Source organism: Collinsella sp. TM06-3 (genome assembly GCF_003436395.1).
GTDB lineage: Bacteria > Actinomycetota > Coriobacteriia > Coriobacteriales > Coriobacteriaceae > Collinsella.
Genome location: NZ_QSPG01000001.1, coordinates 22537 through 42580, shown reverse-complemented (window position 1 = coordinate 42580; position 20044 = coordinate 22537). Strand labels below are relative to the sequence as shown.

General features: G+C 63.6%; 13 protein-coding genes, 4 tRNA genes and 1 pseudogene. All 18 read right to left on the bottom strand.

Features of this window, described 5'->3' with window-relative positions:
* Positions 1–38: 38 nt before the first annotated feature.
* Positions 39–2735, bottom strand: a complete 2697-nt coding sequence (locus DXD56_RS00185; RefSeq protein WP_117639237.1) for a valine--tRNA ligase — start codon at positions 2733–2735, stop codon at positions 39–41.
* Positions 2736–2946: 211 nt separating this feature from the next.
* The gene (gene clpX, locus DXD56_RS00180; protein WP_117639235.1) at positions 2947–4353 is read right to left on the bottom strand and encodes an ATP-dependent Clp protease ATP-binding subunit ClpX; all 1407 of its coding nucleotides are present in this window, start codon (positions 4351–4353) and stop codon (positions 2947–2949) included.
* Between the two features lies 1 nt (position 4354).
* On the bottom strand, positions 4355–4975 hold the full coding sequence (locus DXD56_RS00175) for an ATP-dependent Clp protease proteolytic subunit (protein WP_022095182.1): 621 nt from the start codon (positions 4973–4975) through the stop codon (positions 4355–4357).
* A gap of 162 nt (positions 4976–5137) precedes the next feature.
* The gene (gene tig, locus DXD56_RS00170) at positions 5138–6439 is read right to left on the bottom strand and encodes a trigger factor (protein WP_233505673.1); all 1302 of its coding nucleotides are present in this window, start codon (positions 6437–6439) and stop codon (positions 5138–5140) included.
* 88 nt (positions 6440–6527) lie between these two features.
* Positions 6528–6611 (bottom strand) — tRNA-Leu (locus DXD56_RS00165).
* Positions 6612–6751: 140 nt separating this feature from the next.
* On the bottom strand, positions 6752–8962 hold the full coding sequence (locus tag DXD56_RS00160) for a xanthine dehydrogenase family protein molybdopterin-binding subunit (protein WP_370445996.1): 2211 nt from the start codon (positions 8960–8962) through the stop codon (positions 6752–6754).
* Positions 8963–9139: 177 nt separating this feature from the next.
* Positions 9140–9508: pseudogene (locus DXD56_RS10275) on the bottom strand ((2Fe-2S)-binding protein); the annotation flags it as partial.
* A gap of 74 nt (positions 9509–9582) precedes the next feature.
* The gene (locus tag DXD56_RS00155) at positions 9583–10485 is read right to left on the bottom strand and encodes a xanthine dehydrogenase family protein subunit M (RefSeq protein ID WP_199411513.1); all 903 of its coding nucleotides are present in this window, start codon (positions 10483–10485) and stop codon (positions 9583–9585) included.
* 132 nt (positions 10486–10617) lie between these two features.
* Positions 10618–11973, bottom strand: coding sequence for an NADP-specific glutamate dehydrogenase (gdhA, locus tag DXD56_RS00150; RefSeq protein WP_117639229.1), 1356 nt, complete (start codon positions 11971–11973; stop codon positions 10618–10620).
* Between the two features lie 262 nt (positions 11974–12235).
* A tRNA-Sec gene (locus DXD56_RS09990) sits at positions 12236–12332 on the bottom strand.
* 72 nt (positions 12333–12404) lie between these two features.
* Positions 12405–14375 (bottom strand): selenocysteine-specific translation elongation factor, encoded by a 1971-nt coding sequence (gene selB / locus DXD56_RS00145; RefSeq protein WP_117639227.1) that lies wholly within the window; start codon positions 14373–14375, stop codon positions 12405–12407.
* A complete protein-coding gene (selA, locus tag DXD56_RS00140; protein WP_117876828.1) occupies positions 14372–15829 on the bottom strand; it encodes an L-seryl-tRNA(Sec) selenium transferase in 1458 nt (485 codons plus the stop codon). Before selA ends, selB begins: the two co-directional genes overlap by 4 nt.
* A 185-nt stretch (positions 15830–16014) precedes the next feature.
* A complete protein-coding gene (locus DXD56_RS00135; protein ID WP_117639223.1) occupies positions 16015–16851 on the bottom strand; it encodes a formate/nitrite transporter family protein in 837 nt (278 codons plus the stop codon).
* 116 nt (positions 16852–16967) lie between these two features.
* Positions 16968–17041 (bottom strand) — tRNA-Gly (locus DXD56_RS00130).
* Between the two features lie 6 nt (positions 17042–17047).
* A tRNA-Pro gene (locus DXD56_RS00125) sits at positions 17048–17124 on the bottom strand.
* Positions 17125–17215: 91 nt separating this feature from the next.
* Positions 17216–18574, bottom strand: coding sequence for a branched-chain amino acid transport system II carrier protein (gene brnQ / locus DXD56_RS00120; protein ID WP_117639221.1), 1359 nt, complete (start codon positions 18572–18574; stop codon positions 17216–17218).
* A gap of 76 nt (positions 18575–18650) precedes the next feature.
* Positions 18651–19790: an aminotransferase class V-fold PLP-dependent enzyme gene (locus tag DXD56_RS00115; RefSeq protein WP_117639219.1), complete on the bottom strand. Its 1140-nt coding sequence runs from the start codon at positions 19788–19790 to the stop codon at positions 18651–18653.
* On the bottom strand, positions 19790–20038 hold the full coding sequence (locus DXD56_RS00110; RefSeq protein WP_117639217.1) for a DUF3343 domain-containing protein: 249 nt from the start codon (positions 20036–20038) through the stop codon (positions 19790–19792). The genes DXD56_RS00115 and DXD56_RS00110 overlap by 1 nt, the downstream gene beginning before the upstream one ends.
* Between the last annotated feature and the right edge of the window lie 6 nt (positions 20039–20044).

Here is a 20044-nt window from a genome sequence, read left to right as displayed (position 1 = left end):
CGGAGAGCAAAGCATCGGGACGCGCCCCCGAGTAAACCTTACGAGAAGTCAGCAACCTGAGCAGTCAGCGCCGCCAGGATCTCCTTGAGCTCAGCTGCACGGTCCCTCTTCTTCTGGACCACCGCAGGCGCGGCCTTGGCCACAAAGCCCTCGTTGGCAAGGGTCTTCTCGCAGCCAGCGAGTTCCTTCTGCGCCGCGGCAATCTCCTTCTCCAGGCGTGCCTTCTCGGCCGAAAGATCAACCTTGCCCTCGAGCACCACAAAGACCTCAACGCCGCTGTCGACCACGGCGATGCTCGCAGCCGGCTTCTCGACGTCGGTACCCATGACCAGCGAAGCCGTGTTGGCCAGCGGCTCGATGGTCGAGCGCAGGCTCTCAAGCTTCTCGACGTCCTCGGCGCCGGCACGCACGACCACGTCGAGCTCGGCCTTGGGGCTCAAACGATAGCGCGAACGCGTGGCGCGGGCGGAGGAAACGACGGTACGGCACAGCTCAAACGCGCGCTCGGCAGGCTCGTCGACGTACTTGGCGTAGTCGGCGGGCTCGGGCCACTTGGCGATCATGAGCGCCTCGGCGCGGTTCACGTTGCCCTCGGCGTCCAGGTCGAGCACGCTCGCCGGCATGTTGTCCCAGATCTCCTCGGTAACAAACGGCATGAGCGGGTGCATCAGGCGAATGGAGGTGTCGAGCACAAAGATCAGGTTGCGCTGCGCCTGCAGACGACCCTCGCCCTTCAGGCGGGCCTTGGTGACCTCGACGTACCAGTCGCAGACCTCGTTCCAGAAGAACTGCTGCACGCCGCGGGCCATGTCGCCAAAGGTGTAGTTCTCGATGCCCTCGGTGACCATCTTCACGGCCTTGGCCAGGCGGCTGAACATCCAGGCGTCGGCCGGCGTCTCCACGACGGGCTCGCCGGGCGTATAGCCCTCCATGTTCATGAGCAGGAAGCGGCTGGCGTTCCAGATCTTGGTCACAAACGACTTGGCCTGGTCGGTGCGCGGACTGTCGATGAGCTTCTTGGTCTTCTTATCGATGTTCGCGTCAAACTTGACGTCCTGGTTGTTGGTGCACAGCGTCAGCAGGTTGTAACGCATGGCGTCGGCACCGTACATGCCAATGAGGTCCATGGGGTCAACGCCGTTACCCTTGGACTTGGACATGCGGCTGCCGTCCTTGGCCAGGATCGTCGGGTAGATGACGACGTCCTTAAACGGCACCTCGTCCAGGAAGTACAGCGAGCTCATGACCATGCGGGCGACCCACAGCGCGATGATGTCGCGCGCGGTGACGAGCGCCGTCGTGGGGTGATGGCCCTCGAGCAGCTCCGGCTTTTGCGGCCAGCCCTGCGTGGCGAAGGTCCACAGCTGCGAGCTGAACCAGGTGTCCAGCACGTTCTCGTCCTGATGCACGTGATGGCCGCCGCACTTGGGGCACACGTCGGTGTCCTCGGTCAGGGCGTCCTCCCAGCCGCAGTCCTCGCAGTAGAACACGGGGATGCGGTGACCCCACCACAGCTGGCGGCTGATGCACCAGTCCTTGAGGTTCTCCATCCAGGTGGTGTAGGTCTGCGTCCAGCGCGCGGGGTGGAAGGTGACCATGCCGGAGTTGACGGCGTCGAGCGCCGGCCCCTTGAGCTTGTCGACGGCCACAAACCACTGCTCGGACAGCCACGGCTCCAGTGCGGAGTCGCAACGGTAGCAGTGCATGACGGAGTGGTCGAGCTCTTCAACGTGATCGAGCAGGTCGTGCTCCTCGAACCACTCAATGACGGCCTCGCGGCACTCGTCGCGGTTCATGCCGGTAAACTCGCCGTAGCCCTCGACGACCACCGCGTGCTCGTCGAAGATGTTGATCTGCGGCAGGTCGTGAGCCTGACCCATGGCGTAGTCGTTGGGGTCGTGGGCCGGAGTAACCTTAACGAAGCCGGAACCGAAGTTGGCGTCGACATGCCAATCCTCAAAGATGGGGATCTCACGGTCGACGATGGGAAGCTTGACGGTCTTGCCCACGAAGGCGGCCTTCTCGGGGTCCTTCGGGGAAACGGCGACGCCCGTGTCGCCGAGCATGGTCTCGGGGCGCGTGGTGGCGACGACGATGTAGTCCTGGCCGTTGACCGGCTCGGTCAGCGGGTAGCGCAGGTGCCACAGGTGGCCCTTCTCGTCCTTGTACTCGGCCTCGTCGTCCGAGATGGCGGTGGTGCAGTTGGGGCACCAGTTGACGATACGCTTGCCACGGTAGATCAGGCCGTCGTGGTACCAGTCGCAGAAGACCTTACGCACGGCCTGGGCGTAATCCTCGTCCATGGTGAAGCGCTCGTTGTCGAAGTCGACGGAGCAGCCCATGCGCTTGATCTGCTCAACGATGATTCCGCCGTACTCGTGGGTCCAGTCCCAACAGGCGTCGACAAACTTGTCGCGACCGATCTCCAGGCGGCTGATGCCCTCGCTCTTGAGCTTCTTGTCGACCTTGGTCTGCGTGGCGATACCGGCGTGATCGGTGCCCAACACCCAGCGCGTGGACTTGCCGCGCATGCGAGCCATACGGACGATGGCGTCCTGGATGGAGTCGTCGGTAGCGTGACCCATGTGGAGCTTGCCGGTCACGTTGGGAGGCGGAATGGTGACGGTGCAATCGCCCACGCCCTCACGGCGCTTGTAGTAGCCGCCGTCGAGCCACTTCTGCAGGATCGCCGGCTCGTTGGTCGACGGATCGTAGTTCTTGGGCATTTCTTCCATATATCTCTCCCTTGCCCGTCGGGGAGGAATGTAGGCCCGCTAGGGTCTGCATTCCTCCCCTTAGGTATCGATTACTTCAGTCTGATATGACTTCGCTGAGGCTTAAACAAACACACAGAATAACACAGGTAGTTGGGTGTTTTGCGTATATATAAAATAGCCTCCGACCGCGGATGGTCGGAGACTATTTGCAAGCACGTTTTTGGCAGGTTTACCCGTAAATGCGTTGGGGCTGTTCTTCGCCCTTAACCGCCGCTTCGGTCACGATGACCTTGGCGACACCCTCCTCGCTGGGGAGGTCGAACATCGTCTGCTGAAGCACGTCCTCGCAGATGGAACGCAGGCCGCGGGCGCCGGTCTTGCGGGCGAGCGCCATACGGGCGATCTCGTGAAGGGCCGCGGCCTCAAACTCAAGCTCAACGTCCTCGAGCTGGAACATCTTGCGGTACTGGCGCACCACGGCGTTCTTGGGCTCGGTCAGGATCGACACCAGATCGTCCTCGTCGAGCGCCTGCGTCTGGGTGACGACGGGCGTACGGCCCACGAACTCGGGGATCATGCCAAAGGCGTTGAGGTCCTGCGGGAGCACCTGACGCAGCAGGTCGTTCTCGTCGACCGAGGTGGGGCCGGCGATCTCGGAGTTAAAGCCCACGCCCTTGTTGCCCACGCGATCGGCGATGATCTTGTCCAGACCCACAAAGGCACCGCCGCAGATGAACAGGATGTTGGTCGTGTCGATCTGAAGCAGTTCCTGCTGGGGATGCTTACGGCCACCGGTGGGCGGAACGCTTGCCACCGTGCCCTCAAGAATCTTAAGCAGCGCCTGCTGAACACCCTCGCCCGAAACATCGCGGGTAATGGAGAGGTTCTCAGCCTTGCGGGCAATCTTGTCGATCTCGTCAACGTAGATGATGCCAACCTGTGCGCGCTCAATGTCGCCATCGGCAGCATTAATGAGCTTGAGTAGGATGTTCTCCACGTCCTCGCCCACATAGCCGGCCTCGGTGAGCGCGGTGGCATCGGCGATAGCAAACGGCACCTCAAGAATGCGCGCGAGCGTCTGGGCCAGCAGGGTCTTGCCGGTACCGGTGGGACCGAGCAGCAGGATGTTGGACTTGGCGAGCTCTACCTCGTCCATATCGTCATCGAACTGCGAGCCCATGTCGTCATCAAAGGCAGACACCGCAGCGCCGCCCTCAATCACGCGGCGATAGTGGTTGTACACGGCCACCGACATGGCGCGCTTGGCGTCCTCCTGACCCATAACATAGGCCGAAAGCTCGTCATAGATCTCGTGCGGCGTCGGCACGTGCGTGATGACCTGGCGATCGTCCTCGAGCTCAAAACCCTCGGTCTCGGGGTCCGCGGCGGGCTGGGATGCAGCCTGGCCGTGGTCGTTGAGGAAGCCCGGCAGCTTGCCGTTGCGGGCAGCGTCCATAAAGTCCGAAGCCAGCGACTCCTCAAGGATCTCGGAACAGGCGGCGACGCACTCGTCACAGATAAAGATGTTGGTCGGGCCCTTTACGAGGCGACGGACCTGGCCCTGCTCTTTTCCGCAGAAGGAGCAGCGGATGGGATTGCCGTTCTCGTCAAAGTTGTCCTGCATGTTTCCTGCCATCCTAGGCATCCTTCGCGGCAAGATCGCGCGAGGTGACGATACGGTCGATCAGACCGTAGTCGAGGGCCTCGGCAGCCGTGAGGTAGTTGTCGCGCTCGGTATCGGCCTGGACCTTCTCGATGGGCTGGCCCGAGGCGTCGGACAGGATCTGGTTGAGCTCGCGACGGGTCTTCTTGATCTCCTCGGCAACGATCTCAATCTCGGTCTGCTGACCCTGGGCACCGCCGCTGGGCTGGTGAATCATGACCTTGGAGTGCGGCAGGCAGAAGCGCTTGCCCTTGGCGCCGGCCGAAAGCAGCACGGCAGCCATAGACGCGGCCATACCGACGCAGATGGTGGAGACCTGCGGCTTGATGAAGTTCATGGTGTCAAGAATCGCCAGGCCAGAGTAAACCTCGCCACCGGGCGAATTGATGTAGAGCGAGATATCCTTCTCGGCATCCTGGCTCTCAAGATGCAGCAGCTGGGCAACGACCAGGTTGGCGCTGACGGAGTTGATCTCCTCGCCCAAGAAGATGATGCGGTCGTTGAGCAGGCGCGAATAGATATCGTAGCTGCGCTCGCCGCGCGGCGTCTGCTCGATAACGTATGGCACGAGGGCGGAATCGAACTTAGCGATCATACGCATCTCCATTTCTCTTACGGACCAATAGTGGTTCTAGACAAACGTACGGTGCCCGCATGCTATGCATTGGCTGGCACCGTACGAAGCAACCGGATAACCGGCTATTAACTTTACCCCATCACGGGCACATACATGCGCTCGCGGGCAAGGTGGCGAGAATTACTCGGCGTCCTTGGCGGTCTCGTCGACCTCGGTCACCTTGGCGTTCTCGACCAGGTGGTCGACGGCCTTGGAGCGACGGATGGACTCGCGGACGGCAGGCATGCGGCCATCGGCGATGAACTCGGCCTTGGAAGCCTCGACGTCCTTGACGCCGGCCTTCTCGAACTCGGCGTTGATGTCGTCCTCGGTGACCTCAATCTTGAGCTCACGGGCGAGGGCGTCCAGAGCCAGGGACTCACGGGCAACGTCGTTGGCCTGCTTATGCAGGTCGCCGATGAACTGCTCCATGGTCAGACCGGAAGCGGGCAGCCAGGTGTCGAGCGTCATGCCGCGGGCAGCGAGGTTGGACAGGAAGTTCTGGCCAAGCTCCTCAAAGACGGACTGCTCGTAGTCGGCATCCATCTCGTCGAGCTGCAGGCGCTCAGCGAGAGCGGAGACGCAACGGTTCTCCTTCTCGGCAGGGAGGCGGGAAGCCTTGTCCTGCTCGATCTCGATCTTGATGGCGTCGCGCATGGCGTCGATGCTGTCGAAGCCGAAGTCGGACTTGACAAGCTCGTCGGTGAGCTCGGGGGTGTTGCGGACCTTGATGCCCTTGACGGTGACCTCGACGGTGTGGGTCTCGGCCTCCTCGCCCTCCTCGACCTCGTCGGTCCAGGTGACGGTCTTGACGTCGTCAACGTTAGCGCCGATCAGGGCCTCGTTGAACTCCTTGGGGTTGCTGTCGCTACCGGCGATGAGCATGCGACCCTCGGCGGCAAAGTTGTCGGCGTTCTCGACGGCCTTGAGGTCGACGGTCACATAGTCGTCAGCCTCGACGGCGCGACCCTCGACGTCCTCGAAGGTGGCACGGTAGTTGAGGAGCATCTCGACCTGGTTGTTGATCTCGGACTCGGTGACCTCCGCAGGGGGCATCTCGATCTCGACGGCGTCGAAGGAAGAGAGCTCGGCAGCAGGACGCAGGGAGAACTCGACGGTGTAGGTGTAGTCCTCGTGATCCTTGGCGAGGTCGAGCTCCTTGTAGTCACCGTTCTTGGTGGGGACGATGTCCAGCTCGTTGAGGACGGCGGGCTCGTTGGCGGCGATCAGGTCGTTAGTGGCCTGAGCGAGGGTAGCCTCGGCGCCAAGAGCGGAATCGATGACCGGACGGGGAGCCTTGCCGGCGCGGAAGCCCGGGAAGCGGTACTTCTTGGCGGTGTCCTTGTAGGCCTTCTTGATCGCGGCGTCGACGTCGGCGGCCGGGATGGTGACCGTAGCGGTGAGCTTGGCGTCCTTGACGTCAGAAGCGGTGATGTTCAACACGTTCCTCCTCATACTGCCCAGCTTATCTGAGGTGCTGGTACCTTTATGCAACAAAGAGTCGCGACGGCCGAAGCCGACGCAGATGCGTTGGTGCGGGCGAAAGGACTCGAACCTTCACGGGAATCCCACCAGAACCTAAATCTGGCGCGTCTACCAATTCCGCCACGCCCGCATGAGCGCACAGACCAGGAATGATAGCAGATACGAACGACAAGCGCACGCACACGTTTTACAGGCTCACGACCTCACCACGAGTGCGAAAGGCGGGGCGAGTTGCCCCGCCCCGCCCATTACGACTTGTTCGCCGACCCGCTACTCCCCCAGCAGGGCCTTCTCGGGCGTGATCGGCAGCGAGCGCACCTGGTGGCCGGTGGCGTGTGCCACGGCCGAGGCCACGGCGGCGAGCGGCGTGTTAATGACGACCTCGCCGATCGACTTGGCGCCAAACGGGCCCGTCGGCTCGTAGCTCGGCTCAAAGGCCACGCGAATACTGCCGATGTCCAGGCGCGTGGGCAGCTTGTAGCTCATAAAGTTGCCGGTGCGCAGGCGGCCGCGGTCGTCGTGCTCGACGATCTCGTAGAGCGCGTGGCCGATGCCCTGGGCAATGCCGCCCTCGGCCTGGACGCGCGCGAGTGCCTCGTTGATCACGGTGCCGCAGTCCACAGCCGCCGCGTAGTCCACCACAGTCACCTTGCCGGTGGCCTTGTCGACCTCGACCTCGGCAATGCCGGCCATAAACGGCGGAGGCGAAACGGGCAGGCAGGCAGAAGCATGCGAGGTGAGCGCGTCGCCGCCCGCGATGTTCTTGACGCACAGGTTGGCAAAGTCGCGCAGCGTGAGGTAGCGGTTCTGCTCGCGCGCGGCGCGCTCGTCGGACAGACGCACGTACTGGCCATCGAAGACCACGTCGGCGGCGTCCACATCCCACATCTGGGCGGCCTTGGCACAAATCTTCTCACGCAGCTCGGTCGCGGCGTTCTTGGCGGCAAGGCCCGTCACGTAGGTACCGGAGCTCGCGTACGAACCGGCGTCGAACGGCGACACGTCGGTGTCCACGCCGCGCACCACGATCAGCGAGCTCTCCACGCCCAGCTCCTCGGCGGCAATCTGCGCCAGGATCGTGTCGACACCCATGCCGTTATCGGTGGCGCCGGTCGAAAGCGTAATGAAGCCGTCCTCTTCCAGGCGCATGTCGATGCCGGCGATATCCACGTTGGAAATGCCCGAGCCCTGCATGGTGAGCGCACAGCCCAGAGCACGCACGCGGTCGCCCAGGTCGACGGCCAGCGGCTTGTCGCGCCAACCGATCATGTCCATCGCGCGCAGCAGGCAGCGGTCGAGCGCGCAGGCGTTGAGCTTTTCGTTGTAGTACTGCGGCATGATCTCGCCCTCGCGCACGATGTTCTTAAGGCGCAGGTCGGCGGGGTCCATGTGCAGCATGTCGGCGAGCTCGTTAACGGCGCTCTCCACGGCAAACTGGCCCTGGGTGGCACCGTAGCCGCGATACGCGCCGCCGCGGTTGGTATTGGTGTAGACAGTGTCCCAGCTAAAGCGGCTCGCCTTCACATGGTTGTAAATCGGCAGGCTCTTGTGGCCCGAAAGGCCGATCGTCGTGGTGGCGTGCTCGCCGTACGCTCCGGCGTTGGACAGCGTGTGCAGGTCGATGGCCGTGATGGTGCCGTCGTTCATGGCGCCCAACTTGACGGTCATCTGCATCTGGTGGCGCGAGTTGCCCGCGGTGATGGTCTCCTCGCGGGTGTAGCAGCAGTAGCTCGGACGGCCAGTCTGCTGCGTCACAAACGCTACGAAGATCTCGCAGCAGCCCGTCTGCTTGGAGCCAAAGCCGCCGCCGATGCGCGGCTTAATGACCTGCACCTGCGACTGCGGAATGTCGAGCGACTGCGCGACCATGCGGCGCACGTGGAAGGGCACCTGCGTGGAGGAGGTCACCGAGATGCGGCCGAACGCGTCGGTCGTCGCGAAGGCGCGGAAGGTCTCCATGGGCGCGGTCTGCGTGGCCTGGCTGGTGTAGGTGCGCTCAAAGACGATGTCGCTCTGGGCGAAGGCCTCGTCCAGGTCGCCAAAATCGCTGGTACCGCTGCACACCAGGTTGCGCGGGACATCGCCGCCCTGCGGGAACATAAAGGTCACGTCGCCCTCGGGGTGGACCACGATATCGTTATCGAGTGCCTGGGTAAAGTCGAGCAGGGGCTCGAGCACCTCATAGTCGACCTTGATGAGCTTGAGCGCCTTGTCGGCAGCCTCCTCGGTCTCGGCAGCGACGATCGCCACCTCCTCGTTTTGGTAGCGCACAAGGTTCTCGAGAATCAAACGGTCGTAGGGACTCGGCTGCGGATAGCTCTGACCGGCGATAGTAAAGCGGCGCTTGGGCACGTCCTCGTAAGTGTAGACGACCACGACGCCGGGCACCTTCAGGGCGCGCGACGTATCGATGGAGCGGATCTTGGCGCGGGCATAGGGGCTGCGCTTGAGTTTGACGATCAGGGCCCCGGCGGGCACCATATCGCCCGTGTAGACGGGACGGCCCTCGAGCAGCGCCTTCGAGTCCTTCTTGGGCTGCTTATGGGTGATCTGCTTGTACGAGACACCGTCGCAGCTGGTGTCGTTGACCGGCAGTTCGGGCATCTCAAAGCCCACCTGCACGCCGGACTCGTTGAGGAAGCGGACAATGGCGCGCAGCTGGCTCTCGTAGCCGCTGCAACGGCAGAGGTTGCCGGCGAGCTGGCGCGACAGCTCCTCGCGCGTGGCGACGAGGCTCGGGTCCTCCTTGGCGGCGCGGGCAAGCGCCAGCACGTTCATGATAAGGCCGGGGGCGCAAAAACCGCACTGCTCGGCGCCTTCGGCAGCCATCGCGCGGGCAAGCGCCTCGGACTCGGCCTTGAGACCCTCGAGCGTGGTGATGGTGTGGCCCTCAACGCGGGCGGCGGGAACCGAGCAGCTCAGCACCGGGTCGCCGTCGAGCCACACCGTGCACAGGCCGCAGTTGGTGGTCTCGCAGGCGCAGCGCACCGACGCACAGCCCCGCTCGCGCAGCAGCGCAAAGAGCATAGTGTCGGGGGCAATCTGAACCTTGACCTTACGGCCGTTGAGCGTAAAGGAAAGATCGATGAGTTTGGTAGCCATTAGCGCACCTCGCTAGAATCGACGCCGGGCACGCGGCGGCAGGAATACTCGTCCGTGGCAAACTTAGGAATCTGCACGGTCTCGAGCTCGCGGGCAAGCGCGGCAGAAAGCTCGATTCCGGCGGCACGACGCACGGCCTGGACGGCGAGCGGTGCCGAGATGCGACGGCGGTACTCGACCGAGCCCCACAGGTTGGTTCCGTAGCTCAGGGCACGCACGGATGCAGCAAGGGCGCGAAGCTCGTCCTCGGAAGGCTGCTCGCTGGAAAGGCCACATGCCTCGCCCTGCAGCAAGGTAGCGCGCAGCGGGCGGGCACCCACGGTGACGTGCCAGGAGCCGTCCCACCAGGCGGCGGTGACGTTCAGCGAGGGGAAGTCGGTCGCGGCCTTGCGCACGGCCTCGTAGCTTGCGCGGTAGTCGTGTTTAACGACCACAACATGCTCGATCACGTCGCGCAAGTAGCCCATGTTCACAAACTCGGCGAGCGGCACGCGGCCGGCACCTGTCAGCTTAACGTATGAATCGAGTGCCAAAAAAGCCGAAAGCACGTCCGAGAAGCCAAAGCGGCCGTAGATGCTGCCGCCCACCGTGGCGGTATTGCGCAGCTGCACGCCCACGATATCGTGGACGGCAAACTCAAAGACATTGTTGACGAGCGCGTTGAGCTCGGCATGGCGCTCGAGCTGGCGTAGGGTGCACATGGCACCGATGCGAAACTCGGTCTCGGTCTCCTCGATCTGATCGAGTCCGCAGGCCGAAAGGTCAATCGCCGTCGCCACGCGACGCGAACCCAGGCGCATCCAGATGCCGCCGCCCACAATCTTGTTGTTGCGGTTCTTCTGTAAGAGCTCATAGGCTTCGGCCGCGTTTCCAACACGGACGTAGGTACCGAACTTGAGCACGTTCTCCCCCATCTCTTTACTTGTCCAGTACCCCTAAGTGTACCAAACGAGGGCGCACGGCCCTCACCACCATAGAAAAAGGCTCCCAGCACAAATGCTGGGAGCCTCATCAGGTGCTATGTCGAGCTGGGCTTAGCAGACGCCCTGAGCGAGCATGGCGTCGGCGACCTTCAGGAAGCCGGCGATGTTGGCGCCCATGACAAAGTTGCCCTCCTGGCCGTACTCCTTGGCGGTGTCGTCCACGTTGTGGAACATGCCGCGCATGAGCTGCTCGAGCTTGCCGTCGACCTCCTCGAAGGTCCAGGACAGGTGCTCGGCGTTCTGGCTCATCTCCAGGCCGGACACGAGCACGCCGCCGGCGTTGGCAGCCTTACCGGGCATAAAGGCGACGCCGTTCTCTTGGAAGTAGGTCGTGGCCTCGATGGTCGTGGGCATGTTCGCGCCCTCGCCGACCACCTTGCAGCCGTTGGCGACGAGCGCCTGGGCGTCCTCGAGCAGCAGCGTGTTCTCGCGGGCGCAGGGCAGGGCGATGTCGCAGGGCAGCTGCCACACGCCGCGGCCGTCGCCCTCGTGCCACACGGCACCGGGCTTCTCGTCAACGTACATGGCGAGCGTGACGCCCTTGTCGTGGCCGGAGCGCTTCTGGTTGTAGACGTGCTCGAGCACGGAGTAGTCGATGCCGTCGGGATCCTCGACCCAGCCGTGGGTGTCGGAGCAGGCCAGCACCTTGCCGCCGAGCTGCGCGACCTTCTGGACGGCATAGATAGCAACGTTGCCGGAACCGTGAACGACGACGTTCTTGCCCTCGAAGGAGTCGCCGCGGCTCTTGAGGTACTCGTCCACAAAGTAGACCAGGCCGTAGCCGGTGGCCTCGGTACGGGCGAGCGAGCCGCCAAAGGAGAGGCCCTTGCCAGTGAGGACGCCGGTCCACTCGTTGGTCAGGCGCTTGTACTGACCGAACATGTAGGCAACCTCGCGGCCGCCAACGCCAAGGTCGCCGGCGGGAACGTCGGTGTTGGGGCCAATGTGGCGATAGAGCTCGGTCATGAAGGACTGGCAGAAGTGCATGATCTCGTTGTTGGACTTGCCCTTGGGGTCAAAGTCGGAGCCGCCCTTGCCGCCGCCCATGGGAAGGGTGGTCAGGCTGTTCTTGAGGATCTGCTCCAGGCCCAGGAACTTAAGCATGCCCAGGGCGACCGTCGGATTAAAGCGCAGGCCGCCCTTGTAGGGTCCAATGGCAGAGTTGAACTCGACGCGGTAACCGCGGTTGACCTGAACCTTGCCCTGGTCGTCGACCCAGGGAACACGGAACATGACGATGCGCTCGGGCTCGACGAGGCGCTCAAGCAGGGCGGCCTCCTCGTACTCGGGGTGGGCGTCGAGCGCCGGCTGGATGGTGCCGAGGATCTCGGTCGCGGCCTGGATGAACTCAGGCTGCTCGGGATAGCGGGCCTTGAGCTCGTCGAGAACTTTCTGCGTGTAGCTCATGCTTCCTCCAATGATGGGAAAGAAAAGTGTCGGTCGCGGCACCCTATGCGCCGCGAGCTTTATCGAGTATGGATAATATCGCACTGTTGCCGCAAAGTTACGAATAAGACCGCGGGCGGATGTTTCATTTTGATTACGATGCAGGTAGATGCGTTTTTGAGCGCCTGACGTGCAAGTTGCGTGTTTCGAAGCTGTTTCCCGCACGTTTCAAAACCACCACAAAGGGGACAGGCACCTTTGTGGTGGTTTTGGCGAGATACGTTGGCGGGAACGTATGTGAATCGAACACATCCAAGACGTTTTGCACGCCTCGCAACGGTTTTGAGGACCGCGGGGCCCACCGGAGCCCATCCGTTCCCAAGCGTGGCGGTATTTTACCAAACCGAACAGCCCGCAACTGCAAGGAGGACCAGGGCAGCGATGCAAAGCCCCTAACGCAGCGATCTTAGGCCGCCGGCATCCTTGTCGAGTGCGGTAAAGCGCACGGCATCCAGGTGCTCCAAGATGCTGATCGCTCGCTTGCGCGACACACCCAAGGCCTCGCGCAATACACTCGTGGTGGTAGCGCCGCCGGCAGCCTCGATAGCCGCAAAAACAACCTCACGCGCATGGGCCTCGGCGGCGGCGGACAAGGCAACGTCGTGCTCGACCTTAACGATCGAGTGGTTGAGCGAAAGCTCGCGCAGCGCACGCGTCATGGTGTCGCGATCGAGTTGCAACTGCTGTCCCAGCTCGGGCAGCGTCGGCGCGTCGAGGCCGGCCTCATCCAGCAGGGCCACAATGCGATGGCTAGCCTCGCGCACCACGCGTAACGCCGCAGCGGCGGAATGCGAGTCGAAGACCTCGGCACCGTCGATGGCGCAGATGCCGCGCGCACAGCCCTCGAGGATGAGCGCGGAGGCGACATCTTCGCCCGCTTTCGGCCAGGCGACATGCACAACCTCGCCCGGCGTGAAACCCGTCTGCTTGGGCGCGGCCTCATGCATGGCGGCAAGCGTGTCGGCGAGCGCGGTGAGGGCGGCATCGAGCACGGCGGGGGCGGCATAGAGCTCCTCGGTCGAGTGCTCCGGATGAAGGGCGACCGCATCGCCCGACGCCACCGCGGCGAGCAGGAGCCTTACGGCCTCGGCACCGGAAAGATCGATCGCACGGGCGACATCGGCTGCCGGCACGGGCAGGCGCTGGATACCGAGCCACGCGGCGACGGTCGATGCGAGGTCGCCCGCATCGAGAGCCGCGAGAAGCGAGCGCTCAGCATCCGTGAGCTCGCGCGAGCGGCGGCACTGCGAAAGCAGCACGCGTCCGCCGCCGATAAGCACCACCGGCGAGAACGCGAGCACGATGAGGCCGTCGCCCGAGCGCACGGGAAGACGCTCCTCCAGGCGGACCTGTACGATGCGGGTCTCGCCGGCCTCAATGGGTCCCTCGCCCTCCATGAGCATGATGCGCCCGATGACCTCGGCCGTGCCCGCCATCACGTGGACGCGCGCGCCGGACTCGAAGGGCACGGGCTTGGCGCCCTCGCGCCCCAGATAGGTGAAGCGCGCGATAAGCCTAAGCGTCGAGCCCTCGGCGCTCGGTCCGCAGACGACCTCGCCGCGGGGCAGGACATCGACCCCGTCGCCCACGATGTTGAGGGCGACGCGCTGGCCGGGAAGCGCGCGCGGCGTGTCGCCGTGCACCTGAATCGCGCGCACGCGACAGCGCACGCCCGCCGGGCTCGAGACAAGCTCGTCGCCCACCATGATGGGGGCGTCGTGAAGCGTTCCCGTGACGACGGTGCCCGAGCCCTTGATGGAAAAGCAGCGGTCGATGGGCAGACGCGGGGCCAAGCCGAGGCGCTCGGAGCGCTCGGCGGATTCAGCCAGAAACGCGTCGATCGCGGCATCGATCGCCCCGCGCACGTCCTCGACGCCCTCGCCCGTGCGCGACGACACGGGGACCACGGGGGCATCGGAGAACACGGTGCCCGAAAGGAAATCCATCACATCGAGCTCGGCGAGCTCCGCCGTCTCGTCGTCGGCCAGGTCGCGCATGGTGAGCGCGACGACCATGCGCGTCACGCCCAACAACTCGAGAACGTGCACGTGCTCGCGCGTCTGCAGCATCACGCCCTCAACGGCAGAAACCACCAGCACTGCCACGTCGATGCCCGTGGCGCCCTGCACCATCGCGCGCAGGTAGTGCGCATGACCGGGCACATCGACCAGGCCGACAATCTTGCCGCTCGGCAGCGCCAACTCTCCAAAACCGAGCTCCGTGGTCATACCGCGGCGCTTCTCGACCTCCAGACGGTCGGGATTTTTTCCGGTCAGCGCCTCGATGAGGGCCGACTTTCCATGGTCAACGTGTCCCGCCGTTCCAACGACAACGGGACATTCGACAAGCTCACGCGCCGTCATCGACGCAAACCCGCCCGCACGGCATCCGTCAACGCAGACGCACACAGGTCAAGGTCGGTATCGTGCAAAAGCGTGCGGACGTCAAACAGCACCTGGTCGCGCTGCACGCGCGTCACAACCGGCGTATCGGGTTCTTGAACCATGGCGCGCTTTAGGCCATCGGCGGACAGGCGCCCATCGGCGGGACAGACGGCAACGCAAAATGTTGGGAGCTCGACGGTCGGCAGCGAGCCGCCGCCGGGGGCAGAGGCGCCCTCGACAACCTGCAATTCCACCGCCTCCTCGCACTGAGCCTCGCGAAGTTTACGCAGCATGCGGTCGCGCAGGCGCTTGGCCTGACGCTCGAGCGGAGCCGGCGCGCCGGATAGCATGTTGAGCACCGGAATCTCCCGATGTGCCGTATCGGAACCGGCCACATACAGGCGCAGGGTGGCCTCGAGGGCCGCGAGCGTGAGCTTGCCGGGGCGAAGCGCGCGCATCAGCGGATGCGAGGCACAAGTGGCAATCGCCTGGTCGCTGCCGAGAATAATGCCCGCCTGCGAAGCACCGAGTAGCTTGTCGCCCGAGCACGAGACAAGGTCAGCGCCGGCGCAAAGCGAGGCGGACGTGGACTTCTCCCCCGCATCGGCGAGCACCCCGTCTGCAAGCAAAGCACCCGAGCCTTGGTCCTCGTAAAGCAAAAGCCCGTGCTCATGCGCCAGCGCAGAAAGCTCCGCCACGGAAACCTCCTCGTGGAAGCCCTCGATGCGGTAGTTGGAAGGATGAACCTTCAGGATCATCGCCGTGTTGGGCGTGATGGCGCTTCGATAATCATCCAGATGCGTGCGGTTGGTCGAGCCCACCTCGACAAGCTTGGCGCCCGAGGCCGCCATGATGTCGGGAATGCGGAAGCTACCGCCCACCTCGACCAGCTCGCCGCGACTCACGATGACCTCTTTGCCGCACGCATGCGCGGCAAGCACCAGCAGCACCGCCGCGGCGTTATTGTTGACGACCAGGGCGTCCTGCGCCCCCGTGAGCGTGCGCAGCAGACGCGCGGCATGCTCTTTGCGGCCCCCGCGAGCGCAGGTTGAGACGTCATACTCAAGCGTGCTGTAGCCGCGAGCGACATCGGTCACCGCCCGCACCGCCGCGGGCGCGAGCGGAGCGCGGCCCAGGTTGGTGTGAATCACAACGCCCGTCGCGTTAACGGCAGGGCGCAGGGTCGGCAGCGACAGGCGGTGGCACCGCCGCTCGATAGCCAAGGCGAGCTCGCGCTTATTCCTAGCGGGGGCGCCAGAGCGAATCGCCGCGCGCTCGGCATCGAGCTCGGCGTCAATCGCCTCGCGCACCAACGTGTCGCCCGCATCGCCGGCAGCCTTCATGACCGGCCACTCGGCCAGCAGCTCGTGCACGGCGGGAATGGAGCGCAGGCGGTCGCGCACCTCGGCAGGCATGGATTCGCAGTCGCTCATGGAAAGCCCTTCGACATAATCAATAAAAAGCAGGCCCCTCTTGGTCGTCATCGGCCAAAATGTGACGACGCGAATACAAAAGGGACAGGTCCATTATGGCAGCTCGCGACAAGACGGCGAAGCGCCTCGTCCAAAACCTGCCAAAATAAACCTGTCCCTTTTTGGTCGGTTATGGGTTGGGTCCTTTAGGACTCTTTGTTGGCGTAGATAAACCAGTAGCCCAGCGCCACGATCAGGGCGCCACCTACGATATTGCCCAGCGTGGCGACCGAAAGGTTGAGCGCCAACCCGGCGGCGTTGAGGGCATCGGCGCCGGCGACATCGGCTCCATAGCCGCACGCGTGCATCACGGCACCCATGGGCAAAAAGTACATGTTGGCAACGCAGTGCTCAAAACCGCATGACACAAAGGCGGCGATAGGCAGCAGAATACCCACGACTTTATCGACCACGGTCTTGCCGGCGGTACCGATCCATACAGCCAGGCACACAAAGATGTTGCACAGAATGCCGCGGAAGAAGATGGTGACGGCGTCAATCGAAACCTTACCGGCGGCGACACTCACCATGGTGTTGGCAACGGCCTCGCCGTTGAGCTTATAAATAGCTGCCATGTAAACCAAAAAGACAACGAACAGCGCGCCGGCAAAGTTGCCGATCCACACAACGACCCAAGCCTTGAGCATCTGGACGAGCGTGATCTTTTTGCTCTTGAGCGCGCAGACCATAAGCGAGTTGCCGGTAAACAGTTCCGCGCCGCAAATGAGCACGAGCACCAGTCCCAGGCAAAAGCACAGGCCGCCCACAAAGCGCTGAGCGCCCCAGCCAAGGGACGCATCGCTCAGAAAGACCGTGAAGAACAGACCGCCGAAGGCGATGAACGCGCCGGCGAACATGGCGAGCAAAAATGCCTTCGAGGCAGGCAGACTGGCCTTGGTAACGCCGGCGGCCTCGGTCTTGGTCTCGATTGCGGCAGGCGCCAGGCAGTCGGGGATGGGGTATTCTGCCTTGAAATCTGCCATGTCAGTCACTTCTTTCCTAATCAGCAGGGACGAGCATTGCCAATGCAAAGGCCCCGCGTCGGACGGTCAAAACAAAACAGGTCAGAAGTAAACGTACCTCTGACCTGCAAATTACTTGGAGCGGGCGACGGGAATCGAACCCGCGTCATCAGCTTGGAAGGCTGGGGTTCTACCATTGAACTACGCCCGCAAGATATGGTCGGGACGACAGGATTTGAACCTGCGACATCCTGCTCCCAAAGCAGGCGCGCTACCAAACTGCGCCACGTCCCGAAGGTGTTGAGCAGCTAAGGTCTAAACCTTGCGTGTCCCAAAGCGAAGGAAATTATAGGGGAGACTCCCCGCCTGTGCAAGCGACGATACCCTAGCTCCTCGAATGTGCGACAAACCGGCTGTGGAGCAGGCCAATCACAAACGCCACCACGGCAACCGGCGCCCATGCGGCTCCAATGTCGGCCAGCGGCAGCGCATCGAACGGCAGCCACACGCCTGCAAAGAACGCGTCGCGGATCGAGGTGATCACGCTCTGCACCGCGACAACGCCGCCGACCCAGACCCACACCTGCGGATGCGCGTCGCAAAAACCGTGCACTAGGCCCATAAGCACCAGAACAATTGCAACAGGGTACAGGGCGTTGAGCATGGGCACCGAGAACATGAGGATCACGTCGAGACCCACGTTTGAGAGCACGCACGAAAACGCCGCGAACACAAAGGCGAGTATCGCAAAGGGACGGCGCATGGCCTCCTCGGAAGCCTCTGCTCCCCCTTCGACCACATACGTCTCGCAGAAGTAACGCGAGCAGCAGCTGATGAGACCGATGCATACGTTCATGCAGGCGAGGAAGAAGATCGCAAAGACCACGACCGTGCCGGCAAGGCCAAAGTGCATGGAGGCCGAGCGGGCGAGGATGGCGGCTCCGTTGGTGGCATCGGGCATCACGGTGCTCAGCTGCGTGCCGGCAAGCGCCAGACCGCAGTAGATGATGGCCATGAGCACACCAGCGATCACGCCGGAGCGCGAAATCTCGAAGGCCACGCGCTTGTCGTCGGTAACGCCCAGCTCGTGGATGGTCTCGGCGATGATGATGCCAAAGGCGAGCGACGCGAGCAGGTCCATGGTCTGATAACCGGTCAAAAAGCCCTGCACGGCGGCACCGGCATCGTAAGGAGCCTGCGGCGCGGCAGCGGAACCCAGCGGCGAGACCACGGCAGCGCCCACGACCAATACGATAAGGGCGATGAGCGCGGGGCCCGTAATGCGGCCGAGCACGCGCGTAATGACACCCGGGCGCAGCGTGAGCACAAAGGCGACGGCAAAGAAGGCGACGGCAAACACCAGGCGGGCCGTGCCGAGCGAGACACCCTCGGGCAGCAGCGGCACCAGCATCTCGAAGGCCGTGGAACTCGTACGCGGAATGGCCAGACACGGACCGATAGCCAGATACACCGCCGCGACAAAAAACTCGCCAAACTTGGGGTGCACACGACCGGCAAGCTCGCGCGCCGTTCCGGCAAGTGCCACGGCGATAAATCCCATAACGGGCAGACCGATAGCGGCAATCAAAAAGCCGATCATGGCAACCGGCGTGGCAGAACCTGCCTGCAGCGCCAGCAGCGGCGGAATAATGAGGTTACCGGCGCCAAAGAGCATCGAGAACAGCGCAATGCCGACGGTAACGACATGGTCGGAACGCAGACCGCGCGGGGCGGATGAAGCCATAGGCACACCTTTCGGGTCGAAACAAAAACGGGACGGGCAAAATACCCGTCCCGCAAGTATAAACGGTCCAGCAGCTTTAGCAGGCTAAATTGCGCAGAGCATCGATAGCCGTGTCGACTTCTTCGGTCGTGTTGAAATACCCAAACGAGAAGCGGACGACACCCTGGCGCTCGGTACCTAACGCGCGGTGCATGAGCGGAGCGCAATGGGCACCGGGGCGCGTCGCAATCCCCCACCCTTGCATGAGCGCGTCCGAAATCTCGGCAGAGTCGATATCGCCCACGTTGAGCGACACGATCGCCGAGCGCGCAGGTTGGTCAAACGCACCGTAAAGTACAATGCTGGGGATTTCGCGAGCGCCGGAGAGGAAACGTTCGGCGAGTGCGCGTTCGTGAGCTGCAATCGTCTCCACCCCGCCCCGGGCCTCGATAAAGTCGAGACCGGCAGAAAGTCCCGCGATGCCGTGACCGTTGAGCGTGCCCGCCTCCAGGCGCGTGGGCCACTCAAGTGGCTGCAGTGGGTCAAAGCTGTGCACGCCCGTGCCGCCCATGGCCCACGGAGACACGTCAATGCCCTCCGCCACGGCCAGGCCGCCGGTGCCTTGGGGTCCCATGAGCCCCTTGTGGCCGGCAAAGCACACAATGTCGAGCCCCATGGCATGCATATCGATACGCGCCGTGCCGGCAGACTGAGAGGCATCGACGATTACCAGCGCACCGGCCGCATGGGCCATGGCCGCCACGCGCGCAATGTCGACCGCGTTGCCGGTCACATTTGAGGCGTGCGTCACCACCACGGCACGTGTGCCCGGCGTCACCAGCCGCTCAAGCTCTTCGTAGTCGAGCGCACCGTTCGCGTCGCAGCCCGCATGCTCAACGGTCACACCCCGCTCCGCTGCCAGGCGGTTGAGCGGACGCAGCACGGAGTTGTGCTCGAGCACCGTCGTGACCACGCGGTCGCCGGGGCGCACCACCCCGTTGATGGCGGTGTTGAGCGCCGCCGTAGAGTTGGGCGTAAAGCACACATGGTCCGCCCTCGGGCAACCTAAAAGGCGCGCGAGCTTGGCACGGCAACCGTGAATCGTGCGAGCGGCATCGAGGGCACCCGACGTGGCGCCGCGCCCGGCATTGCCGAGCGAGCACATCGCCTGCGTCACGGCATCGATGACCGTCTGCGGCTTGTGCATGGTCGTCGCCGCGTTATCCAGGTAGATCATCACACGACCTCCCACATATCAATCACGGTATAGCCCTCGGTGGGAACGCCCGCCGCGGCGAGTTCGCCGCGCAGCAGCTCCTCATCGGCAGGCAACGCTTTCCACGCCAGGCCGCAGCCGGCAGCGACCTCCCCGGGCACGGGAATCGTTCGCCCGGGAAGGCCGCGCTCGATGCACAGAGACTCGCAGCCCATGGCGGCAGCCGTGGTGGGAAACGTGATGACAAGCGCTGGGCGCTTCTCCCTCATGGCAAC

What these genes read in the sequence shown, in the direction of transcription:
- DXD56_RS00185 (WP_117639237.1), bottom strand. Translation starts at nt 2,735, where the DNA reads ATGGAAGAAATGCCCAAGAACTACGATCCGTCGACCAACGAGCCGGCG.
- brnQ (WP_117639221.1), bottom strand. Translation starts at nt 18,574, where the DNA reads ATGGCTTCATCCGCCCCGCGCGGTCTGCGTTCCGACCATGTCGTTACC.
- selA (WP_117876828.1), bottom strand. Translation starts at nt 15,829, where the DNA reads ATGAGCGACTGCGAATCCATGCCTGCCGAGGTGCGCGACCGCCTGCGC.
- DXD56_RS00160 (WP_370445996.1), bottom strand. Translation starts at nt 8,962, where the DNA reads ATGGTGCCCGCCGGGGCCCTGATCGTCAAACTCAAGCGCAGCCCCTAT.
- clpX (WP_117639235.1), bottom strand. Translation starts at nt 4,353, where the DNA reads ATGGCAGGAAACATGCAGGACAACTTTGACGAGAACGGCAATCCCATC.
- selB (WP_117639227.1), bottom strand. Translation starts at nt 14,375, where the DNA reads ATGACGGCGCGTGAGCTTGTCGAATGTCCCGTTGTCGTTGGAACGGCG.
- DXD56_RS00110 (WP_117639217.1), bottom strand. Translation starts at nt 20,038, where the DNA reads ATGAGGGAGAAGCGCCCAGCGCTTGTCATCACGTTTCCCACCACGGCT.
- DXD56_RS00175 (WP_022095182.1), bottom strand. Translation starts at nt 4,975, where the DNA reads ATGATCGCTAAGTTCGATTCCGCCCTCGTGCCATACGTTATCGAGCAG.
- DXD56_RS00135 (WP_117639223.1), bottom strand. Translation starts at nt 16,851, where the DNA reads ATGGCAGATTTCAAGGCAGAATACCCCATCCCCGACTGCCTGGCGCCT.
- gdhA (WP_117639229.1), bottom strand. Translation starts at nt 11,973, where the DNA reads ATGAGCTACACGCAGAAAGTTCTCGACGAGCTCAAGGCCCGCTATCCC.
- DXD56_RS00115 (WP_117639219.1), bottom strand. Translation starts at nt 19,790, where the DNA reads ATGATCTACCTGGATAACGCGGCGACGACCATGCACAAGCCGCAGACG.